The sequence below is a fragment of the Arthrobacter sp. AG1021 genome (assembly GCF_003633665.1).
Classification (GTDB): domain Bacteria; phylum Actinomycetota; class Actinomycetes; order Actinomycetales; family Micrococcaceae; genus Glutamicibacter; species Glutamicibacter soli.
In genome coordinates this window covers 342,234-362,341 of the sequence record NZ_RBLB01000008.1, presented here as the reverse complement: position 1 = coordinate 362,341, position 20,108 = coordinate 342,234, and the positions used below count along the sequence as shown (strand labels likewise).

At 51.0% G+C, this 20,108-nt stretch carries 12 protein-coding genes and 3 pseudogenes; 6 read left to right on the top strand and 9 right to left on the bottom strand.

Annotated elements, in window-relative coordinates; translation table 11 throughout:
* Positions 1-27: 27 nt before the first annotated feature.
* Together DFO58_RS10075 and DFO58_RS10070 are read left to right on the top strand one after the other, a co-directional pair.
* Positions 28-1,248: a histidine kinase gene (locus tag DFO58_RS10075; protein ID WP_120990521.1), complete on the top strand. Its 1,221-nt coding sequence runs from the start codon at positions 28-30 to the stop codon at positions 1,246-1,248.
* A gap of 6 nt (positions 1,249-1,254) precedes the next feature.
* Complete coding sequence (locus DFO58_RS10070) at positions 1,255-1,947, top strand: response regulator transcription factor (protein WP_120990519.1); 693 nt, start codon at positions 1,255-1,257, stop codon at positions 1,945-1,947.
* An 88-nt stretch (positions 1,948-2,035) separates the two neighbouring features.
* Here DFO58_RS10070 and metG read toward each other — a convergent pair whose 3' ends face one another.
* Both metG and DFO58_RS10060 read right to left on the bottom strand, forming a co-directional pair.
* The gene (gene metG / locus DFO58_RS10065; RefSeq protein ID WP_183043155.1) at positions 2,036-3,586 is read right to left on the bottom strand and encodes a methionine--tRNA ligase; all 1,551 of its coding nucleotides are present in this window, start codon (positions 3,584-3,586) and stop codon (positions 2,036-2,038) included.
* 57 nt (positions 3,587-3,643) lie between these two features.
* Entirely contained in the window at positions 3,644-4,654 is a 1,011-nt protein-coding gene (locus DFO58_RS10060) for an NYN domain-containing protein (RefSeq protein ID WP_120990515.1), read from the bottom strand.
* Positions 4,655-4,814: 160 nt separating this feature from the next.
* On the opposite strand from DFO58_RS10060, the gene DFO58_RS18785 reads away from it, so the two are divergent.
* From DFO58_RS18785 to DFO58_RS10050, 4 genes are all read left to right on the top strand, one after another.
* Complete coding sequence (locus DFO58_RS18785) at positions 4,815-5,291, top strand: hypothetical protein (protein WP_286163552.1); 477 nt, start codon at positions 4,815-4,817, stop codon at positions 5,289-5,291.
* A gap of 24 nt (positions 5,292-5,315) precedes the next feature.
* Entirely contained in the window at positions 5,316-5,969 is a 654-nt protein-coding gene (locus DFO58_RS18780) for a transposase family protein (RefSeq protein ID WP_286163551.1), read from the top strand.
* A 26-nt stretch (positions 5,970-5,995) separates the two neighbouring features.
* Positions 5,996-6,187, top strand: a complete 192-nt coding sequence (locus DFO58_RS18225) for a hypothetical protein (RefSeq protein ID WP_147407247.1) — start codon at positions 5,996-5,998, stop codon at positions 6,185-6,187.
* 354 nt (positions 6,188-6,541) lie between these two features.
* Entirely contained in the window at positions 6,542-7,324 is a 783-nt protein-coding gene (locus tag DFO58_RS10050; RefSeq protein ID WP_183043154.1) for a CatB-related O-acetyltransferase, read from the top strand.
* 688 nt (positions 7,325-8,012) lie between these two features.
* Here the strand turns inward: DFO58_RS10050 and DFO58_RS10045 are convergent.
* The 7 genes and pseudogenes from DFO58_RS10045 to DFO58_RS10015 all read right to left on the bottom strand — a co-directional run bounded on the left by DFO58_RS10045 (position 8,013) and on the right by DFO58_RS10015 (position 19,829).
* Positions 8,013-9,092 carry an IS110 family transposase gene (locus DFO58_RS10045; protein WP_286163568.1) on the bottom strand — a complete coding sequence of 360 codons (1,080 nt, stop codon included), beginning with the start codon at positions 9,090-9,092 and terminating at the stop codon, positions 8,013-8,015.
* A 188-nt stretch (positions 9,093-9,280) separates the two neighbouring features.
* Positions 9,281-10,577: pseudogene (locus DFO58_RS10040) on the bottom strand (integrase core domain-containing protein); the annotation flags it as partial.
* Positions 10,578-11,014: 437 nt separating this feature from the next.
* A pseudogene (locus DFO58_RS10035) lies at positions 11,015-12,460 on the bottom strand (IS481 family transposase).
* 517 nt (positions 12,461-12,977) lie between these two features.
* Positions 12,978-13,133: pseudogene (locus DFO58_RS10030) on the bottom strand (IS481 family transposase); the annotation flags it as partial.
* Between the two features lie 713 nt (positions 13,134-13,846).
* Positions 13,847-15,283, bottom strand: coding sequence for a class I SAM-dependent methyltransferase (locus DFO58_RS18220; RefSeq protein ID WP_147407246.1), 1,437 nt, complete (start codon positions 15,281-15,283; stop codon positions 13,847-13,849).
* A 114-nt stretch (positions 15,284-15,397) separates the two neighbouring features.
* Positions 15,398-17,074 (bottom strand): Stealth CR1 domain-containing protein, encoded by a 1,677-nt coding sequence (locus DFO58_RS10020; RefSeq protein WP_286163550.1) that lies wholly within the window; start codon positions 17,072-17,074, stop codon positions 15,398-15,400.
* A complete protein-coding gene (locus DFO58_RS10015; protein ID WP_120990505.1) occupies positions 17,064-19,829 on the bottom strand; it encodes a glycosyltransferase in 2,766 nt (921 codons plus the stop codon). Before DFO58_RS10015 ends, DFO58_RS10020 begins: the two co-directional genes overlap by 11 nt.
* Between the last annotated feature and the right edge of the window lie 279 nt (positions 19,830-20,108).

Genomic DNA, 20,108 nt, shown 5'->3' with positions numbered 1-20,108 from the left:
CACTTTTCTCGAACTTCAGAGGCGTAGTTGATCTTTTCAAACCCGCACCGCCGTATTGATCGGTGGATTCGCGAAAATTCCGGCAAAGTCGATTTTGCAACGGGATTGGCTTTCACGCTGCTATGCCTTTTGCTGACGGCGACCATCGGCTTCAGCAGTTCCCTGCTCATGACTCTTTCGCTCGTAGCCATCTCCTTGATGCAAACTGCGCCCCTCATGATACGCCGCGCCAAACCATGGCTCGCGACGCTGATTATAACGTTCGGACATCTGCTTCAGTTGGCCTTCGGCGGATTGGTGCTGCCGTCCCAGCTGTCGGTTCCAATCATGGTCTACACGATGGCTGTCTATGGAAAGCGCTGGCAATCATTTACCACTTTGGGGTTCGGACTGCTGGGAGCATTACTTGCGACCGTGAGCATGTTCAACAGCGGTAGCTCGCCCACGGGTGGATTCACGTTCATCAGTTTCGACACAATGATCTCGTTCGTTGGCCTGGCGCTCGTGGTCACCGTGTCTTGGACCTTCGGCGACCTGGCCCGCAACCGGCGGCTGACCATGAAAGCATTGCAGGACCACGCGGATCGACTTGAAAAAGAGCGAATCATCGAACGCGACCTGGCTGCCGCTGATGAGCGAAACCACATTGCACGTGAAATGCATGACATCGTCGCGCATTCCTTATCCGTAATTATCACGCAGGCGGACGGCGCCCGCTATGCCGCCGTCAACGATCCGGAAATAGCGATCACCACCCTGAAAACCGTCTCCGATACTGGTCGTGCGTCGCTCCGTGAAATGCGCCGCCTGCTGGGTGTCTTGCGCAAGGATGAAGAGGTTGAGAACCGCCCGTTGCCGGCCTTGGCTAATATTCCGGATCTTATCCAGAACGCTGAAACTGCCGGGCTTAAAGTTCAATTCAGTTACGTTGGCTCTCCGCGAAAAGAACTGCCAGCTGGCGCGGAACTAACCGCCTATCGAAGCGTGCAAGAGGCCCTCACCAACGTAGTTAAGCATGCAGGGCCGAACACGGCCGCCTCGGTACAACTGGATTGGACGTCTCGGGGATTGGAACTCGTTATTGAAGACAACGGTCGTGGTGCCGGTTCCTTGACTTTCGAGGGGCAAGGCTACGGTTTGCAAGGTATGCGCGAGCGCGTTGCACTATACGATGGAACCTGCAAGGCCTCTCCGCGAACCGGTGGAGGATTCATAGTTTCTGTATTCATTCCATACTCGGAGGACTAACACTCGATGACGTCAGGCAGCACAATCAAGGTAGCGCTTGTTGATGATCAGTTGCTGGTACGCAGCGGATTCCGAATGTTGATCAATTCCCAGCCGGATATGGAAGTCATCGCCGAAGCAGGAAACGGACGTGAAGCACTCGCAACACCTTCGTTGCAGCAAGCGGATGTCATCTTGATGGACGTGCGGATGCCGGAAATGGATGGGATACAGACCACCGAGCGCCTACTGGATCCGGCGAAGAAAGCTGCGGACGGACCCAAGGTAATCGTCTTAACGACGTTCGACATGGACGAGTATGCGCTGAGTGCCATCCAAGCCGGCGCCAGCGGCTTCCTCCTGAAAGATGCCCCTCCAGAAGAGCTGCTCGAATCGGTGCGTACGGTCAACCGCGGAGACGCAGTCATCGCGCCCTCAACGACACGGCGTTTGCTGAACCATATGGCACCCATCTTGAAACGGTCTGTGGCGCAGGCTGATAACTCCCTAATATCAGCGGTGGAGTCGCTCACCCCACGCGAACGTGAAGTCTTCGGACTCATCGCAGAGGGACAATCCAATCCTGAAATTGCCGAAAGGCTTTTCCTGTCGGAGGCTACCGTTAAGACGCATGTGGGCCATATCTTGGCAAAACTTGGCGCACGGGATCGAGTCCAGGCTGTGGTCATTGCTTACCAAACCGGGGTGGCCAGCCCTTAAATCGGAAACAAGTCAAAAGCGACTGCGGCACTATTCTAAACGATTGATAGGAATAGTGTCGCAGCCGTTTTAGCACGATGAACGAAGCTTACTTCTCTTCCTCATAGCGAGGGAACACCGGGGCCGGGGCCGGTAGTTCGGTTCCGGGAACCAATGAAGTTCCGTAGTTCTCGAAATTGCGGGCTGACCCTTCGCCCACCGCGAGCACATTGAGCAGGGAGGTCATGGCTTGGGGAAGCACCGGCTGGAGCAGGATAGCGACTTGGCGGACAATCTCGATTGTCACGTAGAGTACGGTCTCCATGCGTGCTGGATCAGTCTTCTTGAGCTTCCAAGGTTCCTGCTCCGCGAAGTACGCGTTGGTATCTCCCAGAACATGCCAGACGGCCTCAAGAGCTCGACTGAATTCCTGGCGGTCGTAGGCCTCCCGGTTGATTTCCAACAGCTTCGCGGCGGCCTCAAGAATCTCGGCGTCAGCAGCCTGAAGCTCCCCGGGAGTTGGCACCAATCCCCCGCAGTTCTTGGCTACCATCGACAGCGAACGCTGGGCAAGATTACCGAAGTTGTTCGCCAAGTCACCATTGATGCGAGCCACGATGGTTTCGTGGTTGTAGTTTCCATCGGCGCCAAATGGTACTTCACGCAAGAAGAAGTACCGAACCTGATCTAGGCCATATCGGGTAACAAAATCCTCAGGAGAAACGGTGTTGCCCAACGACTTGGACATCTTGACACCGTTGTTATGCAGAAAGCCGTGGATCATGACGCGCTTGGGAACCGGCAGCTTCGCGGACATCAGGAACGCCGGCCAGTAAATGGCGTGGAATCGCGAGATGTCCTTGCCGATCACGTGAACGTCCGCTGGCCAGTACTTCTGGAAGGAGGCCGACTCGACATCCGGGAAGCCAACACCGGTCAAGTAGTTCGTCAAGGCATCCACCCACACGTACATAACGTGCTTGTCGTTGCCCGGCACCGGGATTCCCCAGTCGAAAGTGGTGCGCGAAATTGATAAATCGGTCAAGCCGCCTTCAACAAAACGAACAACTTCATTGAACCGAGATCGTGGTGCACCAAAGTCAGGATTCTCCTCGTAGTGGGCCAAGAGCTTGTCCTGGTACTTGGAAAGTCTGAAGAAATACGATTCCTCCTCAGTCCAGGTAACTTCAGTGTCGGTTTCCGTAGCGTAGCGAATTCCGTCGTCTCGCACGTCCGTCTGCTCTTCGGTGTAGAACGCCTCGTCCCGCACCGAGTACCAGCCGGCATACTTATCCAGATAGATGTCGCCGTTCGCTTCCATACGGCGCCACAGCTCCTGTGCAGCTGCATGATGGTCAGCGTCAGAGGTGCGGATAAAACGGTCATAGCTAGTTCCAAGCTCATCGTTCATCGCCTGGAAGGCATCGGAATTTCGCTGCGCAAGCTGGGCAGGGGTGATCCCTTCCTTTTCCGCAGTCTGCATCATCTTCTGGCCATGTTCATCAGTGCCAGTCATGAAGAAAACATCGAAGCCATCCAAACGCTTGAAGCGTGCCAAGGTATCGGTTGCCACTACTTCGTAGGCATGACCGATGTGTGGAGTGCCGTTCGGGTAAGAGATTGCAGTTGTAGCGTAAAAGGGTTTCTGCTGAGAAGTCACGATCTAAATTTACCTTAGTCCCGCCGGGAAAGTTGACTATGCAAAGCTCGACAATCGTCACATGAGTCGATCAAGGTACTCCCAAAACGCACTACGGAGTATTCGCCGAATCTTCTGCTGGTCTGTTGTCCACTCCCCCAGAACCTGAGCACAGTCTTTCAATAAAGTCCGGTCAATTTCCAACGGAAGTTGAGGTTTGTCAGCTAGAAGTTCGAGAACTTCTGCCTGAGTAGTTACTGCCAGCCACGATTCTGCTACCTTGCCACCAATTTCCTCGGCCGTAGCAAGCTCATTTTGCTCGTAGGCCGCGTTTCCTTGGTAGCCTTGGCTGCCAGTACCACTGGAATAAACAATTTCTACACGTGTCATAGGTTCTGCCGAATTCTGCTGAATAGCTTTTTGTGCCATAACGGCCGGTGTGGGTATCGAAGGTCCAGCCTCAGAGTTACCGTGAACTGGGCTGTGAGCTGCCTTAGCAATTAACGCTGATTTTTCTGAATGGGCCTGGTCCCACTCGATGACTCGGGTAAATGATGAATCTAAAAGTTGGTCTGGGATCGTCTCTATCGCATCAGCGGTAAGTGCGAGATGCTCAGCTACTGAAGCCACTCCCAATCTACTTTCCGGTTTGTTGACACCGAGGAGCACTACTTTCATCCCAAGGTCCTGGGCTTCTTCAACAGCCTCCGCCAGATCATCATCTCCGGACACGAGATAAGCAATAGAAGCAGCACGAGTTCGTGCGACGCCGACGAGATCCAAGGCCAGTCTCAGATCAACGCCTTTCTGTTCGCCGTTGTATGAAATACGCCCCAACCGAACTTTAACCCCGGAAATTAGCCCAATTCGCTTGTGCTGTTCAGTAAACAACCCGTCCTTCGAAGCGTCATACCAGTAAACTCGCAAATTGCCTAGACCAGTATTCTTCGTAACAGTTTGAACTATCCCCCGCACAAGCGACTCATAGTGTGTGGTGAAAGCGGACCGCAAGGTAGTTCCCGCTGTTCGATGGCCACCTAGAGAAAGCAGAAATCCGGCATCGATAAATATTGCTGTTTGGCTTGGCATAGTCCGATCGTACGGTAAAAACAGAAACAGTAAACGATCCGCGTTGACTCATAAAAAACCTCCGGCACGGATACTACGTTGCATCACAAGAAAACCTCCGGCACAGCAGCTCTTGTTCCTCGAGCTATACGGGTATCTGCTCAGCACCATGGGACTGCCAATGAGCGCACGCAAAGAAGTCACCACACGACTCGCCCACCGCTACCAGCGCGCGGACAAGTCCGGAAAATCGCAGATCCTGGACGAGCTGACCGCGCTGACCGGCTGGCACCGCGACTACGCCCGCGCCGCCCTGCGACAAGCGCTCCAACTGCCCAAGCCCCGCATCGTGCAGGCTGGCCGGAAACCGACCGACCCTGCCGATCTGCAGCCAGCGTTGATCCTGTGCTGCGCCGTGCTGCGCGGCCTAGCGTCCAAACTCCTGGTGGCCTCCATGCCCTACCTCGTGCCCAAGCTACGTACCGAGAAAGCTTTGGACCTCAGCGACGAGCAAGCCGTCCTGCTGCTGAGGATGAGAGCCTGGACCACCGACCGCAGGCTGGCGAATGAACGGAGGAAGATGGTTCTTCGGGGCCGTTCATATTCCAAGCCGGGCTCCTTGCTCAAGTCCCAGATCCCGGTGCGCACCTGGACTTAATGGGATGACGCCGTCCCCGGGTTCGTGGAGATCGATCTGGTCAGCCACGAAGGCGGTAGCAGCCGTGGCAAGTTCTGTTTCACCCTGACCGTCACCGATATCAGCACCGGGTGGACGGTGAACCGCTCGGCGCTCAACAAAGCCCAGAAGCACGTGTTCGCCGCGTTGAAGCATGTCATGAAAGTCTTCCCCTTCCCGGTCATCGGCATTGACTCGGATAACGGCAGCGAGTTCATCAACCAGGAACTGCTGCGCTTCTGCCAAGAACAACAGATCACGTTCACCCGCTCCCGGGCAGGGAACAAGAATGATGGCGCTCACGTGGAGCAGAAGAACTGGTCACGGGTCCGCGAGCGCGTCTGCTATCAGCGGTATGACAGCACGGAGGAGCTGGAGCTGCTCAACCGGATTTCGGAGCTGGATCGGATCTTCACAAACGATCTTCTGCCGCAGCAGAAGCTGGTTTCCAAGGCTCGTCACGAGGCGAATCTGTCCAAGGTCCATGACCGGCCACCCACACCGCAACAGGGCGCGATAGTGCATCCAGCGGTGCGGAAGATGCCGGTGACCCGGATGAACGCAGCTTTCAAGAAGATCCGGGTGATGGCCCTGTCCCAGCAGATCCTGGAGCTGACCGGAAGCCTCGAGAAGTTATCCGTTGCGAAGTCCGGGTCCTAGGCCCGGCAGGCGAGAAAGGCAGTCCAATGAACCAGTTATTCCGCGAAGGTTTTCATCTGAGGCAACGTATCAAGATTCCCGGAGGTATTGACATGACGCGACAGGCGATCCTGCAACCGCAGGCTCGTGATAATTCACCACACTATGGAAGTATCTCCACAGTGAAAGATCAGATACTGCCAGTATTCGTCACATTATTTCATAATGCCGAAATTTGAGACCATCTCACCTCAATTGGACGTTCATTCCAACTATCAAAAAGAACGATTTCCAATCCAGTCAGACTCTGGTTGGCCCCGAAGTTCGACGGCCAGCTTATTTCCAATTATTGGTTGGATATTACCTGTACAAATCATTGAATTATTCACCATCCCACCGGATCTCAGGTATCTGCCTATCCAAGGTAACAGCATTAAAATTTTCAATGAAAACTAGGCCTCGCGGAGCCCTGAGTCGCGTGAAGCTCGGCAGTACATCTTTTCCTGCCCAATGCCGGCTAGCTAGTTGAAGGTAGTTGTGCTCGCTTGACGAGCGAGTACAGTATCGGAGACTTACGCCGTTAGGATATGTACGTGCAGCGATTTACCGTAACCCAAAAGTTCATGCAACAGTTATTCGACAACACTATACTACTCAAGTACAATAGCCCTGCACCGGCTAACGGGGCCTATGGATGGCTAAAAAATGACACCGACATTGGAATTCGCGTTCCGGTCACTATCGAACAAAACGTCGGGCTATTTGGTGGCCCCTACAAGCCAATGATTGGGGGGTATAAAGGCTCAGGCTTTGCGTCCGTAGGTGCCTTCACCTATAGCTACTCGTCATTACCTGAAGGCTTGAAAGTTGGGCGATACTGCTCAATTTCGAATGGCTTAAGATTCATTGATTCAAGTCACCCTCTGGACACATTGACTTCCTCTGCCATGATGTTTCGTCGCAACAATAATCTGTTCAAGGAATACTTCACAGATTCACTCCATCAACATGCTCGTAGTTACGCTGCGGCAACAATGGACTATCCTACAATTGGACATGACGTCTGGATTGGTTCCAACGTTACAATCTCTCCTAAGGTCACGATCGGAACTGGCGCAGTACTTGCAGCCAACTCAACTGTGACCAAGGACGTCCCACCCTACGCAATCGTTGGTGGAAATCCCGCGAAAATCGTTAAGTACCGATTCGATGAAGATACTATAAATGCACTGCTGGAATCTCATTGGTGGGATTACGATCCGAAACAAGTATTCGTCAAAGTTTCAAATGACTTCACCCCCCTAATTGCCTCGATCACCGATGGCAAACTGGAGAAGTATCATTATTCAAAAATTCAGATTGGCTTCAGCTCATAATACTTGCGGGCTCTTCAATGCCAATACGAATAATGCGAGTCTGGCAGCCTCTCATGGAGTCAACTCAACGTCAAAGCCCAATTCCTGCAATCGCCTGGCAGGGTGCCGAATAGACAAGTTGGTACGGCTGTTCCGGCTACTGGGTACGGTCGACTTTCCTCAACCTAGTACTCCGATTTCGGCTTGCTGGTACTGCAGGCGGTCCGATGAATGTCATCACGGATCAGACCAAGAACTTCACACTGCTTTCGGGTTGTTCAGCAGCCGTGTTTCCAAGACCCCAAGCGTGAAGATTCAATCAACCTGCTGCGGCGCGTAGGCGAGGACCCGGGCCCTCGTTGCGGCAGCTCGTGAGAACACGCTTCGGAACTGACTCAACAGTGCGCGGGAACATGCGGTGTTCGACCATTACGGCCAGGCTCCCTTGGAGAAACGACTGCGATGTCGTCACCCACGCGAATCAGGTTCGATGGGGGCTCAACAAAGAAGTATAGACATTCCATGTATTGTGTAGTGCAGTTGTCACCCGAATGGCGTTCCGCAGGCTCCGCCGCATTCGATGCTTCTGCTAGTACGTGAATACTGAAGCCAGCCCATAAACCCGACCACGAAGTGCAGGCGCTAGCAAGCACGCCAGCACTGCTTCCAGCATCGCTGGCGGACCCGCCGATATAACTCTTGGCGACGTCTACGCGCCAGCTACTTCCAAATGGATGATGAAGCCCGAACGCTCCAGCTCCTTCACCGCGCGGATCTTCGCCTTACCCTGGTTGCGTTGCTGGTAGTAATCAGGTCCCAGCTCCTTGAATACCTCACCGTAGGCCAGCATGTGCCAGATCGCCGTGAGGATCGTGTGCTCGATAGCCACCAGCGCCCGGCTGCCGCCACGGCGCGGATAGAGTCGTCGAAACCGTGCGGCCAAGAACGTGTTCTTCTGTCGGGTCGCGCTCAAGGCCGCGGTGCCCAGCGCGGCCTTCAAATAGGAATCCCCGCCCCGGGTGTGCGCAGACTTGCTGCGTCCGGCCGATTCGTTCTGCCCCGGGCAGACCCCCGCCCAGGAGGCAAGATGCGCCGCATCGGGAAACATGCTCATGTCCACTCCGATCTCGGCAATGACCACCTCAGAGGACGTGTTCGAAAGCCCCGGGATCGTCGAAATCGCCAAAGCCTCTTCCCGAAAAGGGGTGATTGCTTCCACGATCTGCGTATCAAGTTCGCTGATCATTTCTTCCAAGCCATCGGCCTGTTTCAGGAACAAACGCATCATGAATTCGTGATGCTGAGTGAAACGTCCTTCCAACGCATCGATGAGATCCGGGATTTTCTGGCGCAGCCGGCCCTGAGCCATGCCGGCGAGCACGTGGGGGTCGCGTTCCCCGCCAACCAGGGCGTCGAGCATGTGTCGGGCCGATACACCGGTCAAGGTGGAAACTACCGCGGAAATCTTGATCCCGGAGGATTCGAGGAACTTTTCCATCCGCTGGTAAACCTTGGTGCGGTCATGCACCAACGAGGAACGGGTGCGGGTCAGGTCCCGCAACTGCCTGATCGGTTCGGGCGGGATGAACGAACCATGCAGCAGATTGTGTGCGGCCAGCTGGGCCAACCAGGTCGCATCGTTCACGTCGGATTTCCGTCCCGGGATGTTCCTGGCTTGCTTCGCATTGACTAGCATCACCGGCAGTTGGCCCTCCATCAGGTAGTAGAAGGGCTTCCAGTAGTCGCTGGTCGCTTCCATCACCACAGTGGTGACCTGCTCGTCTTTCAGTGCAGAATAGCGCTTGAAGGTACTCCTGTTCTTGCAACTGGGTACCGCTGTTCCGCGAACATGGTGTGAAATCTCGTCACTTCGTAGACACTGAATCTCACTACTTCGTGGACAGTGGATCTCACGACTTTGTACACAACTACCAGCAGCAGGCTCTCAGCTGTTGGTAGTTGCGCCAAAGACGCTCGTTAGTGTTCGAAGACCTCTGGCATCAGCTCTTCATTCGCTTGAATCGCTGCCCGGTATTGCTCCGCTTTCTTCTCCCATTGCCGTGTAGCCAACGAAACCTGTATCCCCTTGATTGAGTACGAAGACACGAGCTTCCCGCTGAGTTTCAACGCCACCATCGGCAAAGGAAACGACAACACGACGTCACCGTTCACGGGATCAGAAAGCAAGAATTCATCCTCGGTAATCGTCCTGACGAACTGCCGTCCCGCAAATGTGGTCGGCAAGGAAATATGAAAACCTTGGAAGTAGGCTTTCCTGTTTTCTCTGGTCACCTCAACCGCCATCTGATTCGCAGCTAAACCAGGAACCACATCAGAAACATCATGAGTGCTTTGCATGATCTCGCCGTGCTTGGAAACCACCACGTCCCTGACCAGCGACACGTTCTGGGCTAGACGCCGTTTGCTTAAATACTCCGCTGCTTTCGCTTCCAACACCGCCAGCGGCAATGGCTCAACCGCCGGGGTATGCTCAAGCAAGTCCCACGCCGCTTGCGGTGTCGCTTGGTTCAATGACTGGTGCGGGCGACGCTGGTTGTAGTGCTCCCGGTATCGTTGGATCAGCTTTCGCGCTACGGCCAGATCCTGCGGCTTGTTTGCTTCCAAGAAGCGTTGCAGTGTCTGGTGCGAACGTTCGTTCTTTCCCTGCGTGGTGGGCCGGTCTGGGAGCCCGGTAATCGGCATGGTGCCTTTCGAAGCAAGGAATATCTCAACGGAACCTATGACGCCGCTGCGCAGCTGGTTGAACGCTTTGGAGTTATCGCTGAGTACTTCCTGAGGTGCGCCGTAGGCTTTGATGGCTTCGGCGAGGACGGTGTACGCGTCTTGGCTGTTCTCGTGGCGTTGAAAAGCAGAGGATCCGACGTCGTAGCGGCTGGCGTCGTCGATGAGTTGGTAGATGGTGAGGAGTTGGTTCTTGTTGGTTCGATACTCGAAAGCATCCAATTGCCACAGAGCCATTACGGTTAATCTGGCGAATGGAACGTAGGAGGACTTGGGCCGTTTTCTGGGGTTCCGATCAACGTGCCCGTCCCCGGCCAGGAGCCGGGGCGATCGTCGCGACGGAAGGCACCGTTCCTCCAGGGAATTCCTGATGGTTGATCGTTGCTTCGTAGTGGATGGTTTTCGGTCCGTAGTCCCAGCCGTCTTTCTTGAGTTGCTGGCGGATTTTCACGAGCTCGTTGATGACTGCTGGCCCGTATTTTCTCGCTGGTGATTTGGGGGCTCTGGACTTTGGGTGCAGTGCTGCTGCCGAATAGGGCTTGAAGGTACTTCTGTTCCGGCGAGATGGTACCGCTATTCCGCGCTCATGGAACTGTAAGTAAGTCATAGACGCCCTGCGCCTCTTGCGACAGCAGGTAAGCGACGAATGCGCGCGGCCTGTGGAACGCCGCTCGGGTGACTGCTGCACTACACAAGACATGGAATTTCTATACTGCCTTTTTGAATCCTCATTGAACCCGATTCGTGTGGGTGACGACATCACAGTCGTCTCGTCAAGGGAACCCAGCCGTAGTGGTCGATCACCGCATGTTGTTCAGCAGAGGTATTTGGTAGCACCTGTGCGCGTATCGGATGTGTAATCTCGCAACATCGTGGACACTGAATCTCATGGCTTCGTGGACAACCGATCTCATGACTTTGTACACAGCTACCGGCGGTGCCCATTCGGGAGCCGCCGGCAACGGCTGACTACCGGTAATCAAAGACCTCTGGCATGTCTTCTTCCCGCGCTTCGTACTGGGCCTGGTATTCGGCGGCCTTCCGGCTCCACTGCTTGGTTGGGTGCGCCAGGTGAATTCCTCTGATCGAGTACGAGGCCACAAACCGCTGATGAACACGCAATGCCACCAGGGGCAACGGGAAGCTCAACACGATTTCAGCGGTATCGGGGTCCGACAAGATGAATTCGTTGGCGGTGATGGTTCTCAGGAACTGTCGGTCGGCATAGGTCTGAGGCAGTGAGATCTGCTTGCCCCGATAATACGCTTGGCAGTTGTCTCTATTGACCCGAACTAGTAACTGATGGCTTTCCCGATCCATGGCAGGCTCGGGCTGCTCCGTGAGCTTGTCCAAGATGTCCCCGGTTTACGAAACGACAAGGTCAGCGCGATTCACCGCCGAGCTGCCGACGCGGCGCTTCATCAGGTACTCAGCCGCCTTGGCTTCCAGCACCACCATCGGTATCGGCTCGGTGGCCGGTGTGTGCTCCAGCAGCTCCCAAGCCTTCTGCGGAGTTGCCTGATTCAAGGACTGATGTGGGCGGCGCTGGTTGTAATGCTCACGGTAACGACGGAGCAGCCTCTGCACGTCAGCAAGATTTTGGGGTTTGTTGGCTTTGAGGAACCGTTGAAGGGTCTGGTGCGAGCGTTCATTCTTGCCCTGAGTCGTCGGCCTGCCCGGTAGTCCTGTGATCGGCATGCTTCCTTGAGAAGCTAGATAGGCTTCCACGATGCCGATGGTTCCACCGCGAAGCTGGTTGAACGCCTTGGAATTATCGCTGAGGACTTCCTTGGGAGGGCCGTATTCATTGATGGCGTGGGTGAGCACCTGTTGCGCGTCCCCGCTGTTCTCGTGCCGTGCGTACGCGCTGGAACCCACATCGAATCGCGTCGCATCATCGATGAGCTGGTAGACGGTCACCACCTGATCGGAGAGCGTTCTGAACTCGAATACGTCGAGTTGCCACAGGGCCATAGCGGTGGAGCGTACGAAGGGGACGTAGGAGGATTTAGGGCGCTTGCGCGGGCTGCGTTCAACATGACCGACACTGGCCAGCAACCTGGCAATGGTCGCTACGGATGGGATTTGTCCGCCAGGAAAATCATCCTGGATAGTAGCTTCGTAGTGGATGGTTTTCGGTCCGTAGCCCCAACCGTCTTTTTTGAGTTCTTTACGGATCCTGACCAGTTCGTTGATCACTGCGGGACCATAGCGTCTGGAAGGTTGCCTTGGAGCTCTGGAACGCGGGTGGAGCGCGCCGGCTGATTCTTGGGTGGCACGTTCGCGGATGCGGTAGAAGATGCTGCGCGAGATTTTCTGGGTCTTGCAGAATTCGCTGATGGTCAGGGCCTCGGGCTGTGTCGGATCGAAGCTGATGATCATCGCGCGCAGGCGTGGAGAAAGTGCGTTAGGCATGCACATGAGCGTGCCAGAAAGTCACGTTGTAAATGTCCACGAAGAGGTGAGACATCATGTCCACGAAGTTATGAGATCGTGTGTCCACAAAGTGATGAGACAGGACATACAAAGTCATGAGATCGGTTGTCCACGAAGCCATGAGATTCAGTGTCCACGATGTTGCGAGATTACACACCCGTTCGATACACAGGTGCTACCAAATACCTCTGCTAAACACATGTTCCCGCGCCCTGTTTAGGCAGTCCTGAAGCATGTTCCCACGAGCTGCCGCAACGGGCGCCGGGGCCCAGCCTACGCACCGTGCCAGGTTGATTGGATATTCACGCTTGGGGACTTGGAATCACGGCTGCTGAACAACCCGGAAATCAGTGTGAAGTTGTTGGCCTGATCCGTGGTGGCGTTCATCGGACCGCCGGCAGTACCAGCAAGCCGTAATCGGAGTACCGGGTCGACGAAAGGCGGCGGTACCCAGTAGCCGGAACAGTCGTACCAACTCGCCCTATTCGGCAGCTGCCGCCGATTCTCGGGATGCCCGTTGACGCAGACGGTAGAAAATGCTGCGGGAGATTTTCTGGGTTTTACAGAATTCGCTGACGGTGAGGGCATCTGGCTGTGTGGGGTCGAAATTGATGATCGTCGCGCGTACGCGTGGTGAGAGAACGTTGGGCATAGACATGACGGTGCCAGAAAGTTTGGTCAGGATGCGTCCACGAAGTGGTGAGACCTCGTGTGCACGATCTCATGAGATCGTGTGTCCACAAAGTGATGAGACAGGACATACAAAGTATTGAGATCCACTGTCCACGAAGTGATGAGTTTCAGTGTCCACGATGTTGCGAGATTACACACCATGAGGGCGTAGTGGCGGTACCATCTCACACCATCTCACCGGAACAGAAGTACCTTCAAGCCTTACCCTGCACCCGACTTGTCGTACCAGCTAGGCGTAGTTGGCAGGTCGAACGCAGTTGCCTCCTGTTTGCGTTCATATTTGGGCGGTGCGGTTGAAGCTGCCGCCCTTGGCAACGGTGGAGAGCGAACCTCCGAGGTCACGGGCGATCCGCGAGTTAGGAACTCGTTCTTTGACGAGCCTTCGAGTCAAAGCCCAATCTTCCACGGTGATCAAACTCCTTATCCTGAGAGCGTTCACTTTCCGAGTTCCGCTGATTACCAATTTTCAACTTCTATCAACAATCACGTCAACCGAAGATTTCTGAAACTACGACTAACAGTAAAATCGACATGACTGCCGGCAACTTTTCGACGGAAAAGCTGCCGGCAGTTTAATACAAAGTCGGGAAATACACCGCTTGAGAACACCTGAAATTTACACAAAGTCAAAGGAGCAGAGTTACCAACTGGTCTATTCCGAATTCAACATGGTTATCCTTCAAAAACAGCAATTACGCGAGATGTATCAGGGTTTTCTTTCCCGTACTTCGAGAAGTCACAACCAGATTCATGAGACAAAATCCTAAATCCACTACTATTCAACAACTCTTTCAATGACTCGTCATTTATAAAGTTCCTAAAAGATCGGCTGTAGCGTTTCTTATTCTCGCGGTCCTTCTCATTTCGATATTCAAATGCAATAAAATCACCTCGATTGGCGGCATTGGAAATCTCAATAAGCAGGCGCGAGCATTCAGCATTCGTTAAAGCATGCAGCAGAAACCTCGAGTAAAACAGTATTGATCCACTATTTTCGAACCGTAAAGAAGCCGAAATTCTGGAGAGCTTCCCGGCAATTAGAATATCCGAACGCACGAAATCCGGACGTTGCTGGGAACGGCCGGCATTACCTAGAGAGCAGCGAATGGCATATGCGCTACGGTCCAGTCCAAGCACATTCTCAAATTTCTCACGCAGCAGGATGGAATCCAAACCATCACCGCAACCTAAATCAATAACAGAGTCCACAACTTCAGCAAGTGGATGGCTAACAATCTCTTGGGCAAAGCGAGAAGGTCTCTTTCGCGAACTATGCGAATAGAAATCATCGGCAGCCAAGCGCGAACGCGCTGTATAGGACAACAACGCTTCCGCATCTCGACGTTTTCTCTCTTGAGTCCACTTAAAATTAGGATTCGGTATTTCCCAATCCGAGCCGTAAATCTGAGCAATCAATTTTTCGGGTCGATTGGGAATCTGAACATCAAAGCCCATAAAGTTAGCCGGTTGAGTCGGTTCGATAAAATCCCTATAAACTGGGTCGGTTCCAACAGTCCCAAAAGGGAATCCGATTTCGCCATTCGATTTCAAAAATAGATGTGCGATATCAACCATGACAATGGAACCTGGTACGCGGCGAACGGAGATACAGGATGCTTTAGCATTAACAGAGAATCCTGCTTTAATCAGGGCATCTCCAAGGAGTTCAAATTCAAGTGCCGCACCCCTAGCGGAGTCCGCCTCGCTCAGATAGGCACAGTCCATGTCCTTATCAAAAGATATGAACCCCTTTTCGCGAATAAACCCTAAAAGTGTTCCACTATATAAAAAGGCCTGCGAACCCGTAAGTTGACGGATAACTTCGGCAACGTCTTCAAAAAGGGAAAGCACGCCCTCCTGCCAATCCGCATCTTCGGCCTTTGCCAGTATTCGAATCCGTCCGCGCTCATCAAAGCGTTGTCCCTTTTCAAATCTCTCAGCAAGAAGAATCAGATCTTCTTTTCCGTCCTGCTGAGGAACCAGGAAGTCACGACCATCCGGGAATTCCAAAGGCATTTTATTCTGAATGAGACGAATTTTATCTTCAGTTTTAGCAAAACGCCACTGATCATACAGTGGAATGCTAAAAACATAATTATTTTCAGACACCTGTTGAGGTCTAATTTTTTGAATGAGAAAGTCATTTACGTACAACTCGACATAGTCTCCTGAACCTAAGTTGCCAGAGATTACACTTTTCGAGCACTTGTCAATTTTATTCATTTAAAAGTCACCGGATACCTTTTCGTAAATAGAGGCGATCGGAAAATATGCGTTCAGAAACTGTAAGACTTCGGATTCGGGAATCGGTTCAGCGCCTTCAACTGGAGCATCGTTTATACACATTGCTTGCCGATGGCGTTTTTTCAAAGTTTCACGCATAGTTACCGAATATCTATTGTCAAGAATATTAATATAATTGTACGTCAGAGAACCCGGAACTGCTTTGCCGATAATTTGTGCATAATAGTGATGCAGCTGATCAGCAACAATATCTTCGTGATGCCTAAACTTGCTTGACCAAGTGTGTCGATAACTCTTCAAAAACTTCTTCTCCATCTCAAAATGCACACTTTTGATTTGAGGATGCGGAGTATGTTTTATGGCACGAGAAACGGTAATGCCAAATTCCTGATCAATCAAGTTCCGAATATTTCTTGTCAAGTTGATATGTGGCTCGTCATGGACGGAAGGCTTTCCAAAAGGACGACGATTGTTCGACGTAGAAACTAAAGCGATCCCTGATGGCGTGAAGAAATCACTTGGAGAAACCTGCTGACCAAACATTACATCATCATTCATAAAAATGTAGTGTTCGCTCAAATTCTTAATGTGATGAAGACGAGAAATGATAGCATTGCTATTAAAAGAAGGGATATCTTCATTGTCAAAAATCTCTCGATGATCGACAACAGTAAGATTATCGACTTCGTCTAGCCAATCAGGCTTCTGCCCATCTGTAACTAGATAAATGTGGTTTACCCAAGGTGCATAAGCTTGCAAGGAGCGAAGTGAATACTTCAGTTCATCCCTTGAAGTAAATCTGGCGCTATGAATGGCTTCCGGGTGGTATTCGACACCGTCCATTTTAGACTGTTCGCGGGCTCGTTTTTCCAGCCAGCTCGGATCATCACCATCAACCCACGTATACACGACATCTATTGGAAAAGTTACATCGTCGAGCATTCTCTGGCCGAAAACGGAAGGGCGCTTAGTTTCAATCCCATCCTTAACAAAGTCCACTAAAGAGAACTCGTCCTCAGACATCGTTGCGGCTGCCTGGTTCTCGCGAGGAGCAGTGATTCTGGTCTTGTCTACAAGATTTTCAAAATTCCAAAATTCGATGTCACATCCATAGGCAAATCCGAATTTTTGTTCGTTCTCTGGAGACGACATTGGTGAACAGACTCGCAGTACACTTGAGGTTTTAAGTGCAGTTGTGGAAGCAATTCGTGAAACGGAGATTTGTAATTTACTCCGGTCAACATCCAGGAGATATGTAGACTCATCAAAATCCCAATAGAGTAAGGAAAGTGCCTTAAGTGTATCAATTCGATCATTCGCATCGACACCGATAACTCGCCGGCCCCGATGAATTCCATTTATTATCCACCAAGAAATACCGGCCTTGTCCAATGCGGAAGCAACGATTTTAAAATTTCGAATGTAAGCCTGTTCTGGCATCATTCCAGCTGTATGGTTCCATATGATGCCGGCAGTCTTTTTCTGTTGGGAGCTCTTTACGGAGACTTTTCTATTCTTAGAAAGCGTGCCAAGATATCCGTTACCAGATTCTATAACCTTTTTGCATGAGATCAGGTAAGGTCGGATTCGAAGGTACTTTTCTTCGCCAATTGCACTTTTTGCAATATCCTTTACTTTCATTGCATTACTTCGCATGGTTATATACTTTCTTCACAGGGGAAATAATCTTGTCGATTATAAGTTCGCTTGGGTCCACAGAAATTGCATTGAACTGACTATTCATTCTATTTAGGTAAGGTTGGGGAACAATATAATCTGATTTTGCAATTCGCTCTATGCCGTCGATAAGATCTTCCACGTTATCGACCGACTCACCGAAACCATCTCGAGCAAAATCGAAGTATCCTTTGCGAGAATGCAGACTTTCAAACTCTATTTCATCGAAAGTGAAATAGATCGAAGGCTTTCTTAGGAAAGCCGCATCAAAAAGTACAGATGAATAGTCAGTTATAAAAATCGAACAGGCGCGAAGGGACTGTGCATAGTCGACTTCTTTGTTGAAAATTATGCGCTCATTGAATGATATAGTTTCAAAAGCTGATTTTACCTCCGGGTGAGGGATGAAATCTACTACGCAGTTGTTCTGCTCAAGGAACTGAAGAAGCTTGTCACTCTGAAGGAACCCGTTTATGTTTACAAAATAATCCGAATCATAAAAGTTTTCGTCTATTCCCGATGATCCGTTGGTTAAATACGAAGGCGTCACGACATATTTACGCCAAGTCGGTGCAAAAAGAATCCTTCTCGTAGAATCTGTTTTCTTGTTAGTTAGTTTCGAGAACCTTGGAAGTCCGCTACGTACAGCTCGGTTTGATCCATAGGAAAGTTCTTTTGAAACATACGATGTCTCGTCATTGGTGGTAGTTACAAAATAGTCGTATCCCTGGACCAACCGATGAAGACCGGATGCAGTATCACGGTAAATTACACCATGCTGAAGAAAAACCCTCTTGGTTCTTGTCCGAGGTCGCAGATATTGCAGGTAGTCCATCTTGTCCCAAGATTTTGGCAACGTATACGTATCTACATCGTAGGCGTTAAGAATGACAGAAGCGTGCAGCATGAGAAACTTATGCCGAAGTGAAGAAGTCGGAACAACTTTATTTCCACTTAGCGTCCGTTGACTTTGAGCTCCCTTTTCACCCGACAAGTAGAATACGTTGGCATTTACGTCAGATTTATGTGCGTAGTCAAAGAACGCAGAACCGTTGTCCTGTGCAGCACCCCATCTTTCGCCGACAATCCATATTGGTTTGCGTACGAACTTTTTAGTAACTGCGCGAACAAGAATTTCTTTGGCGAACGGTTGTCCTGTACGGACGTTTTGAATATCTTCAAGTAACCTGTGCCAAGACGACTTAAGATGATTCGTCTTCTTTTCTACCAGTACCCGATTCCGTTCGTCAGCAGATACTTGGTACTTCATACCTGAGTAAGCAAATGGCAGAGAATTTCTAAACATGGCCATGGTTTTGTGTGTGGTGGCGCCGAAAGTTCCGGTGGTGTCGACCAAGAAAATGTGAATGAGATGCCTACCGGATGGCCACGATTCGTTTGGAACACTAAACCTGAATCCCGAGCAGTATCCGGCGCTATGGCGTCTGTCAGTTCGACTTTGCCATTCACCTTCAAACCGCATTCCTGCAATTCGGAGCTGCAGTTTGGCACCTGGGATCGTGGATATCTTACCGTGTTTTGTCGTTACTCGACCTTCTAGAACGATAGATTTGCCTTGCCGAGTAAATGACTCAATACCGAAAAGTATATTCCCAGTCTGTCGCAACATACGCAGTTCTGGTTCTGGCGAACGATCGTATCCTATATAAGGTTTAGTTCCTACTATCGACAATGTTTCATTTTCTAACATCGATCGTTCGAAATCATGCGGGTCATAGCTGAGCAGACGAGCATAGGCAAGCCTTATTCCAGGGTGAGCTGTAGACTTTTTGATCGAAGAAATGCTAATGCTCTTAAAAATTTTCTGTAGACGAATTTGGAACCTAAACAACTTCGCATCATCAAACATTTGAAATGCTCGATAAACGAATCCCTGCATACCTCTAATAATGAAATCATCGAGGATGGATTTTTTTGCGTCGTCGATATCTCGGCATTGTTCAATTAGACTGTCGCAAAGATCCAAATAATCCCAAAAATTTTTTTCGCGGGTGAAAAGCGAGTCCATTACGGATGTGTCATTGTCACGTTTACGATAATTATAAGTGACGCGATTTTGGATCCCGATGGCGTTCGATTTTAGTAGAAATGGAACCACGAAGTGCGCATCTTCAAAGTGAACTCCTTCACCGAATTGAAATCCATTTTTACGCATCGAACTTACTCGAAAGACTTTATTACATGGTCCAGCTCCATGAATAAGTTCAGGAACTGTGACGATTCCAGGTTCAATACGAGTGCCTGGTTCAAAAGCCGTATTCCAAATAAATTTCTGTGGATTGGGAATTCTTTCCATTCGACCAATCACTACGTCCACTTCTGGATGAGAAAATTGTCGCAGCATGCCCGTATATGCATCTTGAGGAAGAATGTCGTCTGAGTCTAAGAAGGTGACTAGCTCTGTCGTTACCTGCTGCAAACCGTAGTTTCTGGCTTTGCCGGCACCTGAGTTCAGTTGTTCGTAGAACCAAATATTCGGATACTGTGAAGCAAAATCTCTTGCAATCTTAGTGCTTCCGTCGGTGCTACCGTCGTTGACAAGTATTACTTCATACGAATTGAACTGCTTTTGATTTACCAAAGATTCGATTGTTGCAGCCAAATAATCTTCGACATTATAAATAGGAATTACAATTGAAAGAATCGGGTTCCTCAATTTGTTGAGGTTCTTCTTATCGTGTAATTCGTGAATCCTATTTGCTGGCAAGTTCATTTCTTATGCTCTCGTATCAATGTGCGTCAGGCATCTTACCCAAGTCGCTGCTCGGAAATTTGCTTAGATGCATGGTCTAACGTGCTCTAGATGAGCACAGAAATTTGCTTTCGGCATACAACTAGGCTCTGTCAGTATACTCCATTGTAAGCCGTCGTTCATCTTTTGCCGGCCGTACCTAAATCTGTCATACATAAATTTTTACAAATTTCTATATTGATAATCTCGTAAAATTCATTCGCGACGATCTGGATATAGTGTTTCGAACTTTGATAATCG

What these genes read in the sequence shown, in the direction of transcription:
- DFO58_RS10070 (WP_120990519.1), top strand. Translation starts at nt 1,255, where the DNA reads ATGACGTCAGGCAGCACAATCAAGGTAGCGCTTGTTGATGATCAGTTG.
- DFO58_RS10060 (WP_120990515.1), bottom strand. Translation starts at nt 4,654, where the DNA reads ATGCCAAGCCAAACAGCAATATTTATCGATGCCGGATTTCTGCTTTCT.
- DFO58_RS18785 (WP_286163552.1), top strand. Translation starts at nt 4,815, where the DNA reads ATGAGCGCACGCAAAGAAGTCACCACACGACTCGCCCACCGCTACCAG.
- DFO58_RS18225 (WP_147407247.1), top strand. Translation starts at nt 5,996, where the DNA reads ATGAACCAGTTATTCCGCGAAGGTTTTCATCTGAGGCAACGTATCAAG.
- DFO58_RS10020 (WP_286163550.1), bottom strand. Translation starts at nt 17,074, where the DNA reads ATGCGAAGTAATGCAATGAAAGTAAAGGATATTGCAAAAAGTGCAATT.
- DFO58_RS10015 (WP_120990505.1), bottom strand. Translation starts at nt 19,829, where the DNA reads ATGAACTTGCCAGCAAATAGGATTCACGAATTACACGATAAGAAGAAC.